Annotated in this window: 18 protein-coding genes; 6 read left to right on the top strand and 12 right to left on the bottom strand. The window is 31.1% G+C overall.

Features of this window, described 5'->3' with window-relative positions; all coding sequences use genetic code 11:
- Positions 1-3: 3 nt before the first annotated feature.
- The 7 genes from QM746_RS12275 to QM746_RS12305 all read right to left on the bottom strand — a co-directional run bounded on the left by QM746_RS12275 (position 4) and on the right by QM746_RS12305 (position 5,019).
- Complete coding sequence (locus tag QM746_RS12275; protein ID WP_414984497.1) at positions 4-1,101, bottom strand: Nif3-like dinuclear metal center hexameric protein; 1,098 nt, start codon at positions 1,099-1,101, stop codon at positions 4-6.
- Between the two features lie 94 nt (positions 1,102-1,195).
- A complete protein-coding gene (locus QM746_RS12280; RefSeq protein WP_414984498.1) occupies positions 1,196-1,453 on the bottom strand; it encodes an RES family NAD+ phosphorylase in 258 nt (85 codons plus the stop codon).
- Positions 1,380-1,652: an RES family NAD+ phosphorylase gene (locus QM746_RS12285; protein WP_414984499.1), complete on the bottom strand. Its 273-nt coding sequence runs from the start codon at positions 1,650-1,652 to the stop codon at positions 1,380-1,382. The genes QM746_RS12280 and QM746_RS12285 overlap by 74 nt, the downstream gene beginning before the upstream one ends.
- Entirely contained in the window at positions 1,652-2,131 is a 480-nt protein-coding gene (locus QM746_RS12290; RefSeq protein WP_414984500.1) for an antitoxin Xre/MbcA/ParS toxin-binding domain-containing protein, read from the bottom strand. The genes QM746_RS12285 and QM746_RS12290 overlap by 1 nt, the downstream gene beginning before the upstream one ends.
- A 126-nt stretch (positions 2,132-2,257) precedes the next feature.
- Positions 2,258-3,265: a peptidylprolyl isomerase gene (locus tag QM746_RS12295; protein ID WP_414984501.1), complete on the bottom strand. Its 1,008-nt coding sequence runs from the start codon at positions 3,263-3,265 to the stop codon at positions 2,258-2,260.
- Positions 3,266-3,344: 79 nt separating this feature from the next.
- Positions 3,345-3,854 carry an FKBP-type peptidyl-prolyl cis-trans isomerase gene (locus tag QM746_RS12300; protein ID WP_414984502.1) on the bottom strand — a complete coding sequence of 170 codons (510 nt, stop codon included), beginning with the start codon at positions 3,852-3,854 and terminating at the stop codon, positions 3,345-3,347.
- Positions 3,855-3,945: 91 nt separating this feature from the next.
- Entirely contained in the window at positions 3,946-5,019 is a 1,074-nt protein-coding gene (locus tag QM746_RS12305) for a branched-chain amino acid aminotransferase (RefSeq protein ID WP_374363394.1), read from the bottom strand.
- An 85-nt stretch (positions 5,020-5,104) separates the two neighbouring features.
- Here QM746_RS12305 and mnmD point away from each other — a divergent pair, with 85 nt between their 5' ends.
- Positions 5,105-5,785: a tRNA (5-methylaminomethyl-2-thiouridine)(34)-methyltransferase MnmD gene (mnmD, locus tag QM746_RS12310; RefSeq protein ID WP_414984503.1), complete on the top strand. Its 681-nt coding sequence runs from the start codon at positions 5,105-5,107 to the stop codon at positions 5,783-5,785.
- Positions 5,786-5,828: 43 nt separating this feature from the next.
- Positions 5,829-6,245 carry an NUDIX hydrolase gene (locus QM746_RS12315; protein ID WP_414984504.1) on the top strand — a complete coding sequence of 139 codons (417 nt, stop codon included), beginning with the start codon at positions 5,829-5,831 and terminating at the stop codon, positions 6,243-6,245.
- On the opposite strand, the gene QM746_RS12320 is transcribed toward QM746_RS12315, so the two are convergent.
- Positions 6,237-7,028 (bottom strand): S1/P1 nuclease, encoded by a 792-nt coding sequence (locus QM746_RS12320; RefSeq protein ID WP_414984505.1) that lies wholly within the window; start codon positions 7,026-7,028, stop codon positions 6,237-6,239. The two genes, QM746_RS12315 and QM746_RS12320, sit on opposite strands and share 9 nt — an antisense overlap.
- A gap of 1 nt (position 7,029) precedes the next feature.
- The gene (locus tag QM746_RS12325; protein WP_414984506.1) at positions 7,030-7,740 is read right to left on the bottom strand and encodes a DUF4294 domain-containing protein; all 711 of its coding nucleotides are present in this window, start codon (positions 7,738-7,740) and stop codon (positions 7,030-7,032) included.
- A gap of 53 nt (positions 7,741-7,793) precedes the next feature.
- Between QM746_RS12325 and QM746_RS12330 the strand changes: the two genes are divergently transcribed.
- From QM746_RS12330 to QM746_RS12340, 3 genes are all read left to right on the top strand, one after another.
- Positions 7,794-8,867, top strand: coding sequence for a M28 family peptidase (locus tag QM746_RS12330; RefSeq protein WP_414984507.1), 1,074 nt, complete (start codon positions 7,794-7,796; stop codon positions 8,865-8,867).
- A gap of 288 nt (positions 8,868-9,155) precedes the next feature.
- Positions 9,156-10,100, top strand: a complete 945-nt coding sequence (locus QM746_RS12335; protein WP_414984508.1) for an alpha/beta hydrolase — start codon at positions 9,156-9,158, stop codon at positions 10,098-10,100.
- 119 nt (positions 10,101-10,219) lie between these two features.
- Entirely contained in the window at positions 10,220-11,089 is an 870-nt protein-coding gene (locus tag QM746_RS12340; RefSeq protein WP_414984509.1) for a hypothetical protein, read from the top strand.
- Here QM746_RS12340 and QM746_RS12345 read toward each other — a convergent pair.
- A complete protein-coding gene (locus QM746_RS12345; RefSeq protein ID WP_414984510.1) occupies positions 11,086-14,808 on the bottom strand; it encodes a metallophosphoesterase in 3,723 nt (1,240 codons plus the stop codon). The genes QM746_RS12340 and QM746_RS12345 overlap by 4 nt on opposite strands.
- A gap of 28 nt (positions 14,809-14,836) precedes the next feature.
- On the opposite strand from QM746_RS12345, the gene QM746_RS12350 reads away from it, so the two are divergent.
- The gene (locus tag QM746_RS12350; RefSeq protein WP_414984511.1) at positions 14,837-16,009 is read left to right on the top strand and encodes a Pycsar system effector family protein; all 1,173 of its coding nucleotides are present in this window, start codon (positions 14,837-14,839) and stop codon (positions 16,007-16,009) included.
- Here the strand turns inward: QM746_RS12350 and QM746_RS12355 are convergent.
- Both QM746_RS12355 and QM746_RS12360 read right to left on the bottom strand, forming a co-directional pair.
- Positions 16,006-18,312, bottom strand: coding sequence for a GAF domain-containing protein (locus QM746_RS12355; protein WP_414984512.1), 2,307 nt, complete (start codon positions 18,310-18,312; stop codon positions 16,006-16,008). The two genes, QM746_RS12350 and QM746_RS12355, sit on opposite strands and share 4 nt — an antisense overlap.
- 109 nt (positions 18,313-18,421) lie before the next feature.
- Positions 18,422-19,954: a TSUP family transporter gene (locus QM746_RS12360; RefSeq protein WP_414984513.1), complete on the bottom strand. Its 1,533-nt coding sequence runs from the start codon at positions 19,952-19,954 to the stop codon at positions 18,422-18,424.
- Between the last annotated feature and the right edge of the window lie 6 nt (positions 19,955-19,960).

Consider the following 19,960-nt stretch of genomic DNA (forward strand, 5'->3'; position numbering starts at 1 on the left):
TCTTTAAAAGAAATAATTTACAGGGTTGGTTTTTTCTGTGGATTTTAAGAATGCAAAGGTAGGAAATTTTTCCGATAAAATATCAACTAATTGCTCAGTAACAAATTGTTCTGATTCAAAATGCCCAATATCACAGATTAAAATTTGATTTTCTGCTGAAAAAAAATCGTGATATTTTACATCACCAGTTAAATAAGCATCACATTTTGAAGCTTTTGCCGCAGAAATTCCACTTACTCCGCTTCCTCCTAAAACACCTACTTTTTTAATTTTTTTATTCAAATAATTTGAATGTCTAATTACTTTAAGATTAAATTTTTCTTTCACAAAACGCAGAAAATCTTTCTCTTCCATTTCATTTTCCAATTCTCCAAATCTTCCTAAACCTACAAATTGATTTTCGTTTTCCAAAGCATAAATTTGATACGCCACCTCTTCGTATGGATGTGCAGATTTAACCGCAGAAAGAATCTTGTTTTTCTTAAATTTTTCAAAAATTACAGAAATCATTACTTCATCTGCATTTTCTCGAACATTTTGCGTCCCCGAAAACGGATGAGAACCTTCAATAGGTCTAAAAGTTCCGTCTCCTTTGATGGTGAAACTGCATTCGTCATAAAAACCAATATTTCCTGCACCAGCATCAAACAAAGCTTCTTTTACCTTCTCCGAAAATGCTGTAGGAACGTAAACCACCATTTGTAATAGATTGTCTGATTTTGGCATTAAAATTTGTTGATTTTTCAAGCCTAATTCATTACAAATTCTGTAATTTACTCCAAAATAATCATTATCAAACGCTGTATGAATAGCATAAATGGCAATTTTATTTTCAATTGCTTTTAAAACGGCTCGTTCCACATAATTTTTGCCCGTGATAGATTTTAAACCCGAAAAAATAATTGGATGAAACGTTACAATCACATTACAATTTTTAGAAATTGCATCATCTACAACGCTTTCTAAAGCATCATGACAAACCAAAACTCCAGAAACCTCACGTTCAGGATTTCCGCAAAGCAAACCAACATTATCAAAATCTTCAGCTTGTTTTATAGAAAATATTTTGTCTAATTCTGTGGTGAATTGTTTTAAAATCATAATTTTAATATGAATAATGTTATTAATTTATTTGCTGCTAATTCACTAAATATTTATAAAAATTCTAAAAAATTTTCGTGAATTTGAGGCAAAATCATCTCCTAAACAACCTTTCGTCAAAGTTAAAGTTTTCTATTTTAAGAATCTTAATTTGATTAAAATTTTTATGTCTGGGATTTATCAAATAATTAAACTCACCTTGAACCGTTGCAGAAGGAACTTTTAGCACCAAAAACTTACTATCTTTTAGAAATTTGTCGCCAATAATTTGTGTAGAATTAGAGTGAGGAAAACTTTGCCAATCCTTTGGAAGCCTCTTTATTTCTAGAAAATCTACCTCTCGGAATTTCAATTTGAACCAATTGATAATCTTTCGGTAAAATCCCCAACGGAACGTGTACTGCAATCTCCGTAACACACAACGCAATAGATTGAGACATGTACAACATCGCATTTCCTCGGCTGTTCCATCTACCGCCTACCAATTCTGCTCCTTTACCAGACAAATCTTGGGCAAATTGCTCTTTTGAAAGCCTAAAAACAATCATCATTACGCTAAAACACCATGTTCTATTCTTGTGAGCTCGTCTATAAGTAATTGAATCCCAAAAGAAGTTTTTAATAAATCTAAAGGCAAAATATCTCCTAAAGCTAAATTATTAGTTTCTAACCATTTTGTGAAATTTTCTCTTTCCCCAAAAACCACTTCGCCTTTGCTGTAAAGAATTTCTATCTGCAAAATACGCTCTGATTGTAATGCATCAAAAGTTTTGGACTCTTTTTGATAACGAGATAAAGTTTTATTAGAAATATGAAGAAAATCTGCCCAATTCTGAAGCGTAAAACTATATTTCTTAATAATTTTTTCAAAAGAAGTAAAAGAAATACCCTTGTTAATAGAATCTATAATAGAAAAAACACCTCTATCATCAATAGAAGAATATTCTATAGAAGCACCATAAACAGCCAGAGGTTCTTTTACCAAAGAGTTTCCTTGCTCTTTTTGAATGTAAGACTTATTCTTTTTCATCTCATAAATTTTACACAAATATAAGACTTTTGTCCAAACAAAAAAAGACTTTTGTCTATTTTTTTAATATATATAAAAAAAAGAACGTACCAAAAGATACGTTCTTAAAATATTTTATTGAAAGAATTACTTTACCTTAACTAATTCCACATCAAAAATCAACCAAGCATTTGGAGGAATAACTCCACCAGCACCTCTTGCTCCGTATCCTAATTCTGAAGGGATTAATAAAGTAGCAGATTCGCCTTCTTTAAGAAGAAGGATACCCTCGTCCCAACCTTTAATTACTTGCCCAGCACCAATTGGAATCTCAATAGGTTCGCCTCTTTTGAAAGAATTATCAAATTCTTGTCCGTTGGTTAATTTACCAGCATAATGTACAGAAACCATATCTCCAGCTTTTGGAGCTTTACCTTCTGGGTTAGACTTAGTAATTTTATACATAAGACCAGAAGCAGTAGTCGTCATACCAGCTTTTAAATCTTCTAATTTTTTAGCAGCTTCTGCTTCTTGTTTGGCAACGTAAGCTTTATTACTTTCTTGGATTTTCCCTTTTCCTTCGTTGAAGATTTTTGCAGCATCATATTTTTTGTAATCATCACCTTTAGTAAAAACGGTAACTTTTACGATTTTAATTTCTTGTTTTGGTCTATCTTGAGTGCCAGTTTCAGAATTAGCAATAGCATCAATTACATCATCACCTTTAATCACTTTACCAAAAACAGTATGTCTTCCGTCTAACCAAGGCGTAGCAACTTCGGTAATGAAAAACTGAGAACCATTGGTATTAGGCCCAGAATTTGCCATAGAAAGATAACCTTTACCTTCGTGTTTTAGGTCATTTTTTTCATCATCAAATTTATAACCAGGATCTCCCATACCTGTACCTTGAGGATCACCACCTTGAATCATAAAATTTTTGATCACTCTGTGAAAAACAATTCCGTCATAATAAGGAACTCCTTTTGCTTTTGCTTTGTTTTCGATAGTACCTTCTGCAAGTCCCACGAAATTCGCTACAGTTACAGGCGCATCTTTATCAAAAAATTTGATAATTAATTCACCTTTAGAAGTTTCCATTTTTGCATATACACCGTCTTGAAGACTGTTGTAAAAATCTTTGTCTATATTCATTTTTTTATAAATTGGAGTACAACTCGTTATTGAAATTATTGCTAACAGTAATAAAATTATTTTTTTCATATTATATTTTCTATAAAATTTTAAGTTTAATAATAAGAGGCATATCATTTGGGATTTTCTCATCATCTCCATACGTACCGAAAGCCAACACAGAAGGTACTAAAAGCGTAGCCTCTTCTCCTTTATTCAAAAATCTTACGGCATCTTCTACCGCTTTCAATTCATCAAATTTACCTAACTGAACCTCAATATTTTTTGTAGGCTTATCATATAATTTCTCTTGGTTAAAATCGTACAAATCGTACTGATAAGAAACCAAATCACCATCTTTTTTCTTAGTTCTTTGCTCGAAATCTTCAACATTAATCCAATAATTAAGTCCGGTAGAATAAAATTTTTGATCTTGATGATTTATCCAATCTTGAATTTGATTTCTCTCCATCAAATTGAGACTTTTAGCTCTGTTTTTAGAAACTTCCAAATCCTTTTCGGTAAGAATCCCGCCAACAGGAGGATGTACTTGTGTATTTTTAGCACAAGAAATTACCACAAAAACTAAAAAAACAATTGCTTTTTTCATACAAAATGCGAAAGTAATAATAACTTACAAAATAAAACAAAAAAAACCGAGAAAAGTTTTCTCGGCTTCAACTATAATATTTAGATTTTTCTTAAACAGTTTCAAAAACTTGTTTTTCTACTTTTACTCTCCAGCCAAATGGATCTTCCACTTTATTGGTTTGAATATCTACCAAAGCTTTTTTAAGAGTAAGTGCATAACTTTCTTCTTCGCTAAGAATTGGCAAGTCAAACTTCTCTTCTCCAAAAGCAATTTGTTTGAAAACAGTAGTTACAACAGCTGTACCAACGCCCCAAGCTTCTTTAAGTGTACCATTTTTAGCAGCTTCTTTCACATCATTTACCAAAACATCACCTACTTTCACCTCATATCCTTTGCTTTCTGCTAATTTCAAGAAAGAATCTCTGGTAACACCATCAAGAATTTTTTCAGAAGTTTTTGGCGTTAAAATAGTATCATTAATTCTAACAAAAACATTCATTGTACCACTTTCTTCAAACTTAGTATGCGTAGCATCATCAGTCCAAATTAATTGGTCGTAACCTTCGTCATTTGCTAATTGAGTTGGATAAAAACTACCTGCATAGTTTCCAGCAGCTTTAGCAGAACCTACTCCACCTTCTGCAGAACGAGAATAATGGTCTGAAACTTTTACAGCAACAGGTTCAGCATAATACATCTGAGCTGGCGATGTAACAATAGCAAACATATATTTTTCAGAAATTCTAGCTTTAAGCGTTTCTTCAGTAGCAAAAACCAACGGACGAATATATAGAGATTTTCCTTCACCTTTTGGAATCCAATTTCTATCAATATCAATTAGCGCCTTTAATCCATCTAAAAAAACATGTTCAGGAATTTCTGGAATTGCCAATCTTTTAGCAGATTTATTAATTCTAGCAAAATTCTTTTCTGGTCTAAAAAGAAAAACTTCATCAGTTTCATCTTTATACGCTTTCATCCCTTCAAAACACGCTTGACCATAATTAAAAGCCATATTAGCTGGCGTAATTGGCAATGGTCCGTAAGGCATAATTTTAGGTTCGCCCCAGTTACCGTTCTCATATTCACATATTAACATGTGATCCCCAAATGTAGTTCCAAACGAAAAATTATCAGGATCAAAGCTTGATATTTTTGAGTTTGAAGTTTTTTGAATTATCATTTTTTAAATTTATTTTGATGTTCTACAAATTTAATATAATTTTTTAAATCTCAGTAAATTAGTTTAATTTTGAAACAAAAATACTTTGAAAAGAGAGATAAAAACCACAGAAGACGGCAGTAAAACACTGTTTATCAATGAATTAAACGAAGGATATCATTCTCATCATGGTGCTTTACAAGAAGCAGAACATGTATTTATAAAAAACGGAATAAATAACATAAATAATTACGAAATCAACATTCTTGAACTTGGTTTTGGTACAGGATTAAATACTTTAGTTACAATTAATCATCATTTGAACAATGATAAAAATCATAAAATAAATTACTTCACCATCGAAAAATATCCTGTAACAAGTGATGAAATAGCTGAGCTATCTTATGTAAAGCATTTTAATTTTGAAAATTCTGAAGAAATTTATCAAAAAATTCATTCGGTAAGTTGGAACGAAACTCATCAAATTCTGCCCAATTTTTCTCTCACAAAATTTGAATGTGACTTCTTTAATCTAGAAAATCTAGAATTACCACCAATAGATTTGGTATATTATGATTGTTTCGGTGCAAGAGTTCAACCAGACCTTTGGGAAATGCCACTTTTCGAAATGGTAAAAAATAAAATGCGAGTTGGCGGTTTGCTCACCACCTATTCTTCCAAAGGAAGTGTGAGAAGAATTTTAAAAGAATTAAACTTCGATGTAAAAAAAATAGAAGGGCCGAAAGGAAAACGCGAAATGATAAATGCGGTTTTGCTGGAAGATTAAATCATTATTAAATATAATACCAATTACTAAATACTAAAACAAAATGATAGACAAAATTAACATAAGAGTTTACGCGATATATGTAAACGAAAACCAAGAATTAATGGCATTAGACGAAGGTTACGCTGGCAAAAAATTGGTAAAATTACCTGGCGGAGGACTAGAATTCGGAGAAGGAACGTTAGAATGTCTTCACAGAGAATTTGCCGAAGAATTAAACCTTAAAATAGAAGTTTTAGAACATTTTTACACTCAAGAAGAATTCTTGGCTTCTATGTTTAGAGAAAATGAACAATTACTCACCATTTATTATACTGTAAATATTTTAAATTTTGACGAGTTAAAAATTCTAGACGATAGCATAGAAAACGTAAAATGGATTTCCCTGCAAGAAGAAAAGCCATTACCTTTACCAATTGATAAAATTGTATTTGAAAAATTGAAAGAAAAATTACTCTAAAATTTCGTTCAATATTTTTGCAAGTCTAAGACCACCTTTCAAGAGTTGGTCTTCCATAATTCCAGAAAATTTATAGTTATAATCGTAACTATAATTTCCGTTAATTGGAGTCTGAGAATAAATTTTTGCAGCAGTATTATAGCTTTCGAAAAGCCAATCTTCAAGATTCCCTGATTGAATTTTCTCTACTTCATCTTTAGATTTTTTTTCTAAAACATCAGCATATTCGGTATAAGAATATTTTTGAAAATCTACCAATTTACTATCCCATAAACTGTGCAGATTGGTTTGTTCTCTGAAAAAAGTTAACGGAACAAGATTTCCGCCTTGATCTTCGGCTTTACCAACGTGAAACGGCTGGTGCAAATCTCCCATCAAGTGAATTAGAAAAATTACAGCAATTTCTTTATCTTCTTTTGTAGCGTTTTTGTCTTTAATTATCGCTTCTTGTTTTTGAATTGCAGAATAAAGATTTGGCGTTTTATTCTCTTTTAATTCATTCTCAAAATTTTGAAAATTGAGCTTTGGAGTTACATTTACATAATGCCAAATTTCGGTTTCTTTATATCTTTTTAGAGAATCAGATTTTACAAAATCTGGCCAATTGGCAAAATACGCTAGTTTTTGGTTTCCAAGAATTTTCTTTAGTTTCTTTTTAGATTTATTGCTAAGGTGATGCTCTGCAATTTCGGCAATCGTTCTGTGCCCTGTTGTTCCCCATGAATAAGCTTCTGCAGATTGTAGCACAAAAGCGAAAATCAAAATTCTGAATAATAATTTCATTCTATTTATTTACTTTAAAATCTTTGTATCCTTCGTAAGGTTGCAGATAGCCCAAATTCCAATTAGACAAAAGTAGAGATTCTATAAAAGTATCTTCTCTCACCGAATAAGGGTCGTACACTTGTTTTATATCCACATCTGCGAGGTTTCCTTTTACATTCCACCAAAAAGCACTCCAGCCTCCACGCAATTCTTTTATAATTTCATACACCGTTTTTCCGGTAGCGCGGTTCATTAATTTAGCAAAAATTCTTCCTTCGGTTGTGGTAAGGTCTCGCAATTGTTTTTCGTATTGATTGGCAAGTTCTTCTTGGCGTTTCCTAATGTACACTTTCCTTTTTTCAGAATCAATTTTCTCTAATTCGTCTTCTATATCACGATATTGTTCTAATGCTGTAATAAAATAAGGATAAACTCTATTGAGTTTTTTATTGAGAAAATAATAGAAATTTCTATCTAGTTGATTATTAAAATGAGGCTTATTAAGCAAAATAAGCTCATCCATTACCACCACTTTTTCGCCGTTTATTTCGTAAACTCTGGCTTTCTGCGCATCGTCGTAATAATAAACATAACCAAATTCATCTTTTTTAAGCTTTTCTTTCGGCACATCTTTCAATGCCTTCAACTCTACTTTTATGGTATCTTGTTGTGCATTAAGGCTAAAACCAAACAATAAAAGCGCAATAATTAATGGGATTCTAAATTTCATTATTCAAAAGAAAATTAAATTGATTAATTTTACCACAAAAATCGTTCCTTTATATGAAATTTGAAAGTAAATCCTTAAAATTTTTAGAAAAATACCTCAATACTGCTTCACCAACTGGTTTTGAGCAGAACGGGCAAAAAGTTTGGACAGAATACATTAAGCCTTTTGTAGATGAAATTAAAGTGGACCATTACGGTACTGCTTACGGAATTATTAATCCAGAAGCCGAATTTAAAGTAGTAATTGAAGCTCATGCCGACGAAATTTCTTGGTATGTAAATTATATTACAGACGATGGTTTAATCTACGTTATCAGAAACGGAGGTTCAGACCAATTGATAGCACCTTCTAAAATTGTACACATTCACGGTGAAAAAGGCATTGTTAAAGGCGTTTTCGGTTGGCCAGCAATTCACACAAGAGTTAATCAAAACGAACCAACTCCAAAAATTGAAAATATTTTTATAGACTGTGGTTGTACCAGCAAAGAAGAAGTAGAAAATCTAGGAATTTATGTAGGTTGTATGATTACTTACCCTGATGAATTTTTCGAAATGAACGACCGCTACTTCGTTTGTAGAGCTTTAGACAACAGAATGGGAGGTTTTATGATTGCCGAAGTTGCCAGACTTTTGAAAGAAAATAAGAAGAAATTGCCTTTCGGTTTATATATTACCAATTCCGTTCAAGAAGAAGTTGGCTTGTATGGAGCAACCATGATTGCGCAAACCATCAAACCAAATATTGCCATCGTTACAGACGTTACGCACGACACCACTACTCCAATGATTGAGAAAAAGAAAGAAGGCAGCATGAAATGCGGAGACGGACCTGTAATTGCATACGCACCTTCTGTTCATCATATTATAAGAGATTTAATTACAGAAACTGCCAACAAAAAGAAAATTCCTTTCCAAAGAAATGCACTGAGCAGAGCAACAGGAACAGACACCGATTCTTTTGCGTTTTCTAATGGCGGTGTACCTTCTGCGCTTATTTCTTTACCTTTAAGATATATGCACACTACCGTAGAAATGGTAGCCAAAGAAGATGTAGCCAACGTAATAAAACTTATCTACGAAACGCTTCTCAAAATAAAACCAGAAATGAATCTGAAGTATTTTTAAAAAATATTATAAAAAATTTGTTACTAAATTAACACCTACTAAAAAAGTTATAAAATTTGAGCTAAATAAAATTTTTAAATAAATTTACCCGTTGTGCATTTTAAATATTACTTACTTTTAAGTTATTAATATTTCGATTGAAATAAACTTTCCAAATAATTTGAACAACAGGTATGTAGATATATAAAACTTAAAAAAACATAATATCATTGGCAATTTTCTAAGTTTTTAATAATATTCTGTAACAAAAGAAAAACTTATAATACTGATACTTGAAAAGCATTAAAAATGAAAAAACTTTTCAAAATCTTAGGAATCTTCTGCATTATAATTATTGCATTATATTTAATTTCTATACCTTATATTAGGTCTAAAAATCCAATTAAAGAAACCGTTTTCTTTACTCCAACGAAATACGATAAAACAAAAATCTTCAATCAACTAGCACCATCTTATTTAACCGTTATTTCTAAAGATTCTGTTCAATTTGCAGCCAATAAATTTATCATTTCTAAAAATTCGGATTCTTTAATATTAAATCACACAAAAATTAAAAGAGATTTTAAGAAATTTAGCGATAATTCATTGTCAGAATTTTATACAATACAACCAAAAACATATAAAAAAGTTGGCGTTTTCATGCTAGGAAATACATTCAATGTTTTTAATATTTTCGACCAACTTACCACTTTGGCTCAAAAAGATGAGATGAAAATTTACGTAATTACATATAACGGAAATGGCTATTCTGAAGGAAAATCTAGCTTTGAAAATCAATTTAAAGTCAACCAAAATTTCTATAAATTCATTAATTCTAAAGAGAAAACAGATTATATTTTTGGGCATTCTTTGGGAACCGTTTTCGCTACCAAATTAGCGGTAGACAACAAAATTCCTCATCTTGTTTTGCTTGCTCCGGCTTCTAATCTTAAGGATATGATTTCTTATTTTAAAAGTTTAACAAATATCTTGGTAAGACCATATTTTAATACTACAGAACTTACAAAATCTGGAATTGACAAACTTGCAGACAACTCAGAAAAAATTAAAAATTATAATGGGAATTTATTGCTTATTCACGGTACAAAAGACACCAATTTACCTTATTTTATGTCTCAAAAAATCTTAAAAAACTGCAATTCGAGCCATAAAAAACTCATCACTGTTCCCGATGGAAACCATTACGCAGCTTTTGATAAAGAAATTTGGAATAAATTGATTAATGAGTTATAAAATTCGTGAAAAATATCACAAAATACAAACCTCGTCTAATTTAAGCGAGGTTTTTTTTCAAATCCATTTCTAATTTTTACTAAATTTTTTCTGTGAAAAATATTTTATAAGTTTGTTCTATGAAATATTTTGTATATCCTTTGGCCATTTTAGCAGTTTTGAGTTGCTATCCAAAATCTGAAAACACTTCTGAAAATCAAAATTTTGAAGTAATTACCAAACTTCCTAAAAAATTAAAAGAACTTTCGGGAATGGTAGTTTCTACAGACCCAAAAACCATTTGGGGAATTGAAGACCAAGGCAATAAAAATGCAATTTATGCTTTTGGAGAAAACGGAAAACTCCTCTCTGAAACTTTGGTAGAAAATACAGAAAACACAGACTGGGAAGACCTTATAAAAGACAAAGAAAACAACATCTACATTGGAGATTTTGGCAATAATGATAACGACAGAAAGAATCTTAAAATCTTAAAAGTTGATTTAAAAAACCCAGAACAAGAAACCACAAAAGTAATACAAACTACTGCTTTTCATTATGAAGGACAAACAGAATTTCCACCAAAAAAATCTCATTGGCTATACGATTGTGAAGCTTTTGTAGAAAAAGATGGTTACTTTTATCTTTTCACCAAAAATAGAAGCAAAGGTTTTGATGGCACTTTCTATGTGTTCCAAATTCCTAATAAAGAAGGAAATTTCGAAGCTAAAAAAATTGCAACTTTACAGTTAGAAGGTGGTTATAACGATGCTGCTATTACTTCGGCTTCTATCAATTCTAAAAACCAAATTGCATTGCTTACACACAAAAATTTGTATTTAGTTTCAGATTTTTTCAAAACAAATTTTAAAAATCCACAAATTAAAAAGCTTCCTTTCGGACACGAGTCTCAAAAAGAAGCTTTGGTTTTTATAAATAATAATTCTGTTTTAATTGCCGACGAAAAAGACGGAAAAGACACTGGAAATCTCTATCGTTTTGAGTTTTAAAATCTCATCCCAATACTTGCAGAAACTCGTCCTTTGTCGCTGCCTGTAAAATAGTTTACTCTTGCCGAGAAGCTTTCCAGAAAACGAATCCAAACACCTCCTCCTACAGATTGATGCCATTTTTGGGAAATTTCGCTATTGTTCCATACTCTACCGAAATCATATCCTAAAGCCACTCCAAAATCTGTAGGTCCGAGATTATTTTTAACTTTAGAAAGATTCCATCTTATTTCTGAACTATTTACCAAAGCAGATTTTCCAGAAAATCTTTGATTTCTGTAAGCTCGTAAACCGCTATTTCCACCGATGTTTGCAGCTTGATAAAATTCAAAATTTTCATTGCTTACCCAAGTTCCGTTCAAAGAATTGGCAAAAACCACTTTACCTTGCTTGTCAATTCTATGGTCAATATTTAAAAGCGCCGAAAGCACCAAAAAGTTTTGATTGAAGTCTGAGATATTGAATTTCCACAAAGCATTTGCCTGAAGTTTCATTCCTAAAGCAGGAAAAGCTTTATTGTCATAATTTTCAAAACCAAAAGCGTAATGAACGTTAGCAAATTGTTGATTTTTAAAAACTTCCGAATTCACATCAGAAGAATTCATTACAAATCGGTCTTCATTTTTTTCAATTTTATTATTTTCGTAACCTAGCTCAAAACTATTCTTAAAACTCAACCAATTTACTTTAGAAACCACTACCGAAGCCTTTGCCTGCGAAATTCTGGCTCTGTAATAATCTTGTTCAAATTTTTCTTTATCAAAACTACTCTCATTGCTCAACCCGAAAAAATTCTGTGTAAAATGAGGTGTTGTGTACAAACCGTGAAGCTCCAAATCCCAACCTTTGAGCGCTTTTTTAAAAATTCCGGTATATTCTAAACTCAAACCATTGGTTGCAGAATAGAATTCCGTTTTCAGAGAATGTTTCTGGGAAAATGGGTCTCTCACAAAATTATTTACGGCTCCATTTATAAGAAATCCTACCGCAATTCCGTCATCAGGATTGTAATTAAAATTGGGATAACCCGCCATATAATTGTATTTCGGGCGTTTGAACTGGTAGCTATTCAAGTCGTAATCGTCTGTTATAATTTTGGAGGTTTTCGCATCTGTTTCATACGTATTTTTTTGAGATTTAAAATCATAAATTTTCACATTTCTGCCGTTCTTAACTTTGTAAACATCGTGATTATAACCTCCAATCAATCGAATATTAATCTTAGATTTTCCGTTTCCAAAAACTTCGTAAGTATCATCATCTTCCAAACCAAAAATCCAGATTTCTTTGGTTAAATGATTATGATAAGTTTGTTCAAAAACAAGTTTTTCTTCAGATTTTTTAATTTCATATTGCTGAATTTTAACTGAATCTCCTTCTTTGGTAATCACAAATTTATCTTTACCTACTGTTCCTACCAACGGAATTTTTTTCTGCAAAACCTGAAAATATTCCGAAGCATATTTTTCTAAATTTTTCTCTCTGGAAATAATTTTCTCTTGAATTTCTTTTATCGTTTCATCCTGAACTTCTTTCGGAAGGTTGCTAAAAGCATCTTTAATTTTTGTTTCAGACAAATGTTCTTTGATATATTGAGCTTGTTTTTTCCAATCTTCTTCCGATGCGTTTTTAGCAAAAACCAAATCCATAGGATAAGGTTCCATATTAAACCATTTTACATTTTTGAGGTCACTTTTAAAGGTTTTCATGTGTCTAATTGTAGGAATTTGCATTATAATTTTGAACAAAACACCGTCATATTTACTAAAAGCTTGGTCTCTATCTCTCGGAATTGGTTTATACACTGTTTTTTTATCATTTTTATAAGCAGCCCATTTCCATTGGTCTGTATGTCTGTCCCAATCTCCAATTAACATATCAAATAATCTTGCACGCAAATAAATTTCTTGGTCAACTTTATTTTCAGGATTTTTTCTAAGGTCTTTTAAAACATCATCTGTTGATACAATATCATTTGCATTTTCTAAAGATTCAAGCGTTTTTTTATCTGAAGAAAATCTTTCTTCAACCATATAAAGTTCATTACCATATTTTTGATTATACTCTCCTAAAACAGATTGTTTTGGAATATAATACAACTGAGGATTGCTGTGAAAAAGATTAATTTTCTCTGCCAAATTTCCCACAGAAAAAGGAGTAAAAGAATGATTGGCTGTGTAAAAATCCATCAAAAATTTATCTGGAAAAGTATCTTGAAGTTCACTTCCGAAAGTATTTTTCTTGAAAGCCATATTGTTGAGAAAACGTACTGCACTTTTTTTGACACCTCGCATCACAAATTCTTGCCCATCAGATTTTATAAGTCTCAAACTATTTGATTGATTGCCGCCACCTTCTCTAAATGGCATAAATTTATCTTCACTTTTAGAAAAATCTAAAACATTAGCTTCTATAGGAAGTGCATAATATTTTCTGTAATGTTCGCCAAAAAGCCATTTATAAATAGAACTTTTCTGCGTGAGTTCTTTTGGATAAATGGTAGAAACCATCGTTGTGGGAAATTCTGATGCAACATTTTGTGGAAGTACAGAAGTTTTTTCTCTTACAGAAATTTGATTTAACTTTTTAAAAACACCATTTTTAGTTGAAAAAAATTCAACATCCGAACTGCCATTTTCTCTGATATTTAAAACTGCAAAACCGCTTCCTCCGTACGAAAAATCTGTAGCAGCAGTAATGGTTGCAGGATCTGTTTTAGAGCCAGCTCCACTTATAATTTGTCTTAAGTTTTTTTCAGAATGATATTGCAAATTATGGTCGTGACCAGAAACAAAAATAATATTTTCTTTGTCTTGAACCATGCTTTTAATGGTATTGGCAAAATCTGCGTAATGCTTGTTGTTAATATCTTCTATGCTTGCACCAGAAGAATTTCTTAAAATATTGATAAATGAAGCAAAAATAGGCAACGGAAAAGTACTTCTTAGCGGATAAATGTGAGATTTAAAAGAATTAAAACCTCCATGAACGCCAGAATTTACCATAGGATGATGCACTGCTATAATAATTTGCTTATCTTGATTTTTGTTGATTAAATCTTTCAATTCTGAGAAAAAATCATCACGCGTTTTAATGTCACAATCTTTATTAATACCAGGATATTTTTCCCAATCTACAAGACTCCATTCAGAATCTATGGTAATTAATTTAATATTATCCGTTAAATTAACATCATCTATTGGACAAGATTTTCTTGGCAAAAAAGACTTTTTGTCGTTTAAATATTTTTTCACAAATTCTTCCTGAGCTTGCAAACCTTTCAAACCATAATACCAATCATGATTACCCGGAATTACAAAAGTTTTTCCTTTGAAATCTTTGGTAATTAGCAATTGATTTTCTAATTTTTCTTTTGCCAAAGGATAATCTTTGCTGTCTTCCGGCGGCATTCCTAAAGGATAAATATTGTCTCCGAGAAATATTAAAGCTGAACTTTTGTCTGCCGAATCTATTTTAGATTTTAAAAAATGAAGCGTTTGCTGAGATTGAGCTTCATCTGCATTGCCTGCATCGCCAACAAGAAAAATTTGGAATTCTTTATCAGAATTTATCTTAGCTTCTGTAGTTAAAGCTGCATTTTTTCCTATTTGATTGTTATAAGAAGCACAAGAATGAATCGTTAACGAAAATGCTAACAAAGGAAGATATATTGAAAAAGGTCTCGATTTAAAATTAATTATATTCACAGATAAATTCATACATTTACATAAAAATTAATTGAATTACATGCTAAATAAAGCCCGCAATTTTGTAGAACACTTGTTCAAAGATAAGTTATCTTCAGAATACTTGTATCATAATTTTGTTCATACTTCGGAAGTTGTAGAAAAAGCCGAAGAAATATTGAAACATTCTGAGGTCTCTTCGGAAGATTATGATAAGGTTTTGCTTGCGCTTTGGTTTCATGATATAGGATATGTTGTAAACTGCCAAGAACACGAAAAAGAAAGTGCAAAAATCTTGAAAGAATTTCTTGCAAACGAAGATGTTTCGGAAGAATATATTGCAGAAGTTTCTCAACTTATTCTGGCAACAGATAAATACCACACACCAGAAAATTTCTTAGAAAAAGTGGTAAAAGATGCTGATACAGCGCATATTGCTTTCAAAGAATATTCGGAAAAAGCCAAACTTCTGAGAAAAGAATGGGAAATTCTTAATGCTAAACAATTTACAACAGAAGAATGGAATGCTTTGAACCTTAATTTCCTTCAAAATATGCATCAATATTATACCGATTATGCAAAGGAAAATTGGGAACCTAAAAAACAAAAAAACATTAAAAAACTCGCAAAAAAAATAGAAAAAAAGGAACTCGAAAATAAAGATGTAGAAATGAATGTAGAAAAAAAAGAAATAAAGGAAACAAAACCAGACAGAAGTGTAGATACGCTATTTAGAGTTACGCTGAGCAATCATACCAGATTGAGCGATATTGCAGACAGCAAAGCCAATATTTTGCTTTCGGTAAATGCTATTATTATCTCTGTTTGTCTTTCTGTATTGATTCCAAAATTAGATGCTCCTAAAAATTCGCATCTTGTTATTCCTACATTTTTACTTATTTTATCGAGTGTTCTTACTATTATTTTCGCCATTTTATCTACAAAACCAAACGTTACCAACACTACATTTACCAACGAAGATGTAAAAGCTAGAAAAGTAAATCTTTTGTTTTTTGGGAATTTTCATAAAATGACTTTAGAAAACTATCAGGAAGCTATGCAAGATATGATTAAAGACCGAGAATACATTCATAATTCTTTGGTTAAAGATTTATATTTTTTAGGCTCTGTTTTAGACAGAAAATACAAATTGCTTTCTATAACCTACAAAATATTTATGGCAGGAATTATCATTTCCGTACTTTCTTTCGCTTATGCTTTTGTTCAACTTTAATTATTGAAAAACAAAGAAACCCGAAGAGCAAACAAACCCGTAACCCCTTGCAAATCTTGAACTTCTAAAAATTCAACATCATTTTTCAAAAGATTTTTCTCTTGAAGTTTTGCAATATAGCCAAGGTACTCTTTTTCGTGTTCTTTTTCTAAATAAACAATAGTCATTTTACCTGGAGTGGTAAGCCTTTCGGTAGAATTTTTAATGAGCGCTTTGTCTAATCTTTTTTTGATGATTTCGTAATAAGAATTGTAAGCTCCATCTACATCAAACCTTTTTTCATCCATTCTAAAACGGATGTTTACTTTTTCGTTATACACAAAAATAAGTGGTGCCAAATCTAAATGAATTGGCAAACGAGTTTTGAAACTTTCTAATTGATGCTCTACAAAACACATGGTTTCTAACTGCCAAAATCTCAATTCTTTAATAACATCACCAGAATATTTTTGATTAGGAGAAATGCTTTGTCCCACAAACAAATTATGCTCTACTCCATCAGATTTAAAACGTTCGTAGAAATGAGGAAAAATATGTTGAGCCAAAGTTTGTTTTTCGTCTAAAATATCCGCAATCTTCCTATTGATAAGAGTTATAGATTCGTCTAATTTATTCCTTTGAATATAAAAAAGTTCAGATTTAGGAGAAATTTTACCAAAATAATGATGAATATCGTGCTTCAACTTTTCCGAAAGTGTTTCTTCTTGAATTTCTCTTAAAGCAGGATGAATATTATTTTTTAGATATTTTTGAATTTTACGTTCCGTATCTCCTTTCAAATCGTTGTTCAGACTGTCTTTTAAACGCAAAATTTTGCTTTTCATTTTCTCAGAACCGTTTGGAATTTCATCAAAAATATTCTGGAGAGAAAGAAGCTGATGGTTCAAATCTTCTAACATATATTTTATCCTTTTTTCGGAAGACGAACGAATATCCGTTTGTCCAAATAAAGGAATAAGTTTTTTGAAAGAAATCTCTTTCAAAGTGTACATTTTATTAGAAATCATCGCATTGAAATACTTTTCGGCTTCGTTGCGAAACTTCCACACTACGCTTTCGTGAATGCTGGTGTATTCTCTTTGTATAATTGCTTCAATTTGATTGTTTTTCTCAAAATTAAAACGGTCTATCGGAAAGAGAATAACATCCAAAAACGGCTCTATTTTCTTCAATTTCAAACCATTAAAAGAATTCGGAATAGAAGAAGTAAATTCTAAAGCTGCAAGAAATTTACCATCTTTAACGATAGGAATAATCATAAAACTTCTTATATCATGTTCTTCTAAAGATTGATAAGATGGTATTTTTTTTATTTCTTCGTCTAAATTAATAATATCTGAAACAATGATAGGTTTTGGGTTATAACTGATATTAGAAATGGCTTCGCTTCTAATTTTTTTATTGAATAAACTGAGCCAAAAATCTAAAATTGGAGTAGTGAAAACGTTATTATAGAAATCTAATTTCTGCAAATTATGGTTTTTAGCATCATATAACATGAAACCAAAATTAATCTGAGGAATATCAAACAATGATTTGAAAATATCATTCATATTGTTTGGCAAAGGATTTCCTGGGTTAATCTCAATAATGTTAGATTTCAATTCGGAAAGTGCAATTTCTACGGTGCTATCTACCAAAGTAATAATGGTAAAACCTTTTAGATACCAAGATTCTGGCGGGAAATATTTTTTCCACATTTTTACATCGTCCATATTATCCATCAAATAATTAACAATTTCATCTGAAGGAATTTCGGCATTTTCTATGGGATAAATCTCTGTAAAATCTGAGTTTATCGTTATTTTATAATGTTTTATAATTCCATTTTTATCAGGAATATCATAATAAAATGGAAGAGAAGTTCTAATATCTTTTTTAAAATAAGATTGCAAAATAAGACAACAGCAGAAAATATAAAATTCGTCGTCATCTACTTGTCTAAATTCCATACTGAAATCTCTACCTGCTTCGTTTAAAATATTTTTAAAACGTTCGGTATAATTAAAAGTAATATTGGTAATAGGAACGCTTGCTGCTTTTATTTCGTTAAGAGTAAGCCCCGTAGGAAATATATCTGCTAATAAAAGTCTTATTAAATCTGCATGTTTTTCTAACAAGGTTTCGTCTTGAAAACCTTCTCTAAATTCTTTGAAATTTTTTGTTTTTTCGATAAGAGATTCTGCGTACTGCGCACGATATTCTAATCTATCATTATAGCGAATATGCTCCAAAACATCCAAATATTTTTTGAATGATATATAAACTTTAAAAGGAGAAACTCTGGAGTATTTTTCTGTCAACCTATTTTTTTGGTAAATTTATAAAAAAAGCCCAATCAAAAGATAAGGCTTCTTTGGTTTTTATGGTAAAAATTGTGTTTTTTATTTCTTATTTCGAGAATTCATTTGATTAGAAAAAACTCAATACCGTTTTTATAATACTAGATAAACTTAAACCCATTACCAAAACTCCAACGGCAATAAACATATATTTTGAAGGTACTTTTGAGGTAAGTCTTGCAGAAAACGGTGCGGTAATAATTCCTCCAATTAACAATCCTAGAACAATATTCCAGTGGTGAATCCCGATGGTGTAGATAAAAGCAATTGCACTGGCTACCGTTAAAATGAATTTTGCAACCGTAGAACTCCCTACTACATATCTTGGTGTATAACCATTTTTGATAAGTGTACCGGTAACCAAAGGTCCCCAACCGCCACCAGTAAAAGAATCTATAAACCCTCCAAAAACTCCCAAAACTTTGAAATTTGCTTTTCTCTTAGGATATTTCACCGAATCTTTCTTTAAAACAGAATTTTGAAAAATCTTAAATCCTAAATACATCGTGTAAAGAGAAATAAATGGTTTTACGTACTTTGCATATTCTTCGCCTAAAAAAGAAATGGCTGCTACTCCTATAATTACCCCAATAATTGCAGGTAATACAAGCTTTTTCACCATGTTTTTGTTAACGTTTTTCAGTTTGTAGTGACTAATACTTCCTGCCATAGAAGTAAAAGATTCTGCCGAGTGAATACTTGCTGTAACGATATGTGGTGCAATACCAAAACTCAATAAAATAGTAGTACAAATTACTCCATAACCCATCCCTACAGAACCTGCAACTATTTCTGCTACAAATCCTGTAAACATCATCCACAAGAATCGGTTGTTATCTTTATTCAACAATAAAGAAACATCTGCCCAAAGGTTAAAATATTTAATGATGAAAAAAGCAAAAAACAATACCAAAACCGCTCCCATTATCAATAATGTATTGTTAACGATTCTTCTGGCTCTTTTTACCACCAAAACAGATTTTTCGAGCTGAGAAATATCCGAAATATACTTATCAAAATCTTCTGGATGCGAAGAAAGGTTCTCAGTAACTTTATTTAGAATGTGTACTTTATTTTTAAAATCACCAGACAATTGATTTCTCAATTTATTAAGATTCAGAATTAAATCGTCTAGCTGTTCTGGTAAAGATTCGTGCAACGTTTCTTTGAGTCTTTTGGCAATTGTAGGAGATTTACCATTGGTAGAAATTGCTATTTTAAGATTTCCTTTATTAACGATAGAACCCAAATAAAAATCGCACAATTCTGGTTGGTCTGCCGCATTTACCAAAATTTTTCTAGCGTTGGCAAGTTTTTTAATTTCGGCATTAATTTCTCTATTGTTAGTAGCAGCCACCACAAAATCTACCTCATCCAAGTCTGTTTCATCAAATGATTTTAGTTTTATAGAGACATTTTGATAATGATCATCAATTATTTTTAAATCTTCTAAAAAATCTGGTGAAACAATTGTTATTTTTACTTCGGGGTTTTGTTTCAGAAGTGTTTCAGTTTTTTCTAAACCAATATTACCACCGCCTACTACAAGGAAATGAGCTTGGTCTGTTTTTAAGAAAATCGGGAATAGCGTATTTCTACTCATTCAAAT

Origin of the sequence: Cloacibacterium sp. (assembly GCF_047601505.1) — a bacterium.
In the GTDB taxonomy this organism is placed as follows: Bacteria; Bacteroidota; Bacteroidia; order Flavobacteriales; family Weeksellaceae; genus Cloacibacterium.

Bases quoted from the DNA above. Each gene is read 5' to 3' on its own strand.
- QM746_RS12350 (WP_414984511.1), top strand. From the start codon at position 14,837: ATGCTAAATAAAGCCCGCAATTTTGTAGAACACTTGTTCAAAGATAAG.
- QM746_RS12305 (WP_374363394.1), bottom strand. From the start codon at position 5,019: ATGATAATTCAAAAAACTTCAAACTCAAAAATATCAAGCTTTGATCCT.
- QM746_RS12285 (WP_414984499.1), bottom strand. From the start codon at position 1,652: ATGATGATTGTTTTTAGGCTTTCAAAAGAGCAATTTGCCCAAGATTTG.
- QM746_RS12300 (WP_414984502.1), bottom strand. From the start codon at position 3,854: ATGAAAAAAGCAATTGTTTTTTTAGTTTTTGTGGTAATTTCTTGTGCT.
- QM746_RS12290 (WP_414984500.1), bottom strand. From the start codon at position 2,131: ATGAAAAAGAATAAGTCTTACATTCAAAAAGAGCAAGGAAACTCTTTG.
- QM746_RS12295 (WP_414984501.1), bottom strand. From the start codon at position 3,265: ATGAATATAGACAAAGATTTTTACAACAGTCTTCAAGACGGTGTATAT.
- QM746_RS12335 (WP_414984508.1), top strand. From the start codon at position 9,156: ATGAAAAAACTTTTCAAAATCTTAGGAATCTTCTGCATTATAATTATT.
- QM746_RS12360 (WP_414984513.1), bottom strand. From the start codon at position 19,954: ATGAGTAGAAATACGCTATTCCCGATTTTCTTAAAAACAGACCAAGCT.
- QM746_RS12315 (WP_414984504.1), top strand. From the start codon at position 5,829: ATGATAGACAAAATTAACATAAGAGTTTACGCGATATATGTAAACGAA.
- QM746_RS12345 (WP_414984510.1), bottom strand. From the start codon at position 14,808: ATGAATTTATCTGTGAATATAATTAATTTTAAATCGAGACCTTTTTCA.
- QM746_RS12320 (WP_414984505.1), bottom strand. From the start codon at position 7,028: ATGAAATTATTATTCAGAATTTTGATTTTCGCTTTTGTGCTACAATCT.
- QM746_RS12275 (WP_414984497.1), bottom strand. From the start codon at position 1,101: ATGATTTTAAAACAATTCACCACAGAATTAGACAAAATATTTTCTATA.
- QM746_RS12340 (WP_414984509.1), top strand. From the start codon at position 10,220: ATGAAATATTTTGTATATCCTTTGGCCATTTTAGCAGTTTTGAGTTGC.
- QM746_RS12325 (WP_414984506.1), bottom strand. From the start codon at position 7,740: ATGAAATTTAGAATCCCATTAATTATTGCGCTTTTATTGTTTGGTTTT.
- QM746_RS12330 (WP_414984507.1), top strand. From the start codon at position 7,794: ATGAAATTTGAAAGTAAATCCTTAAAATTTTTAGAAAAATACCTCAAT.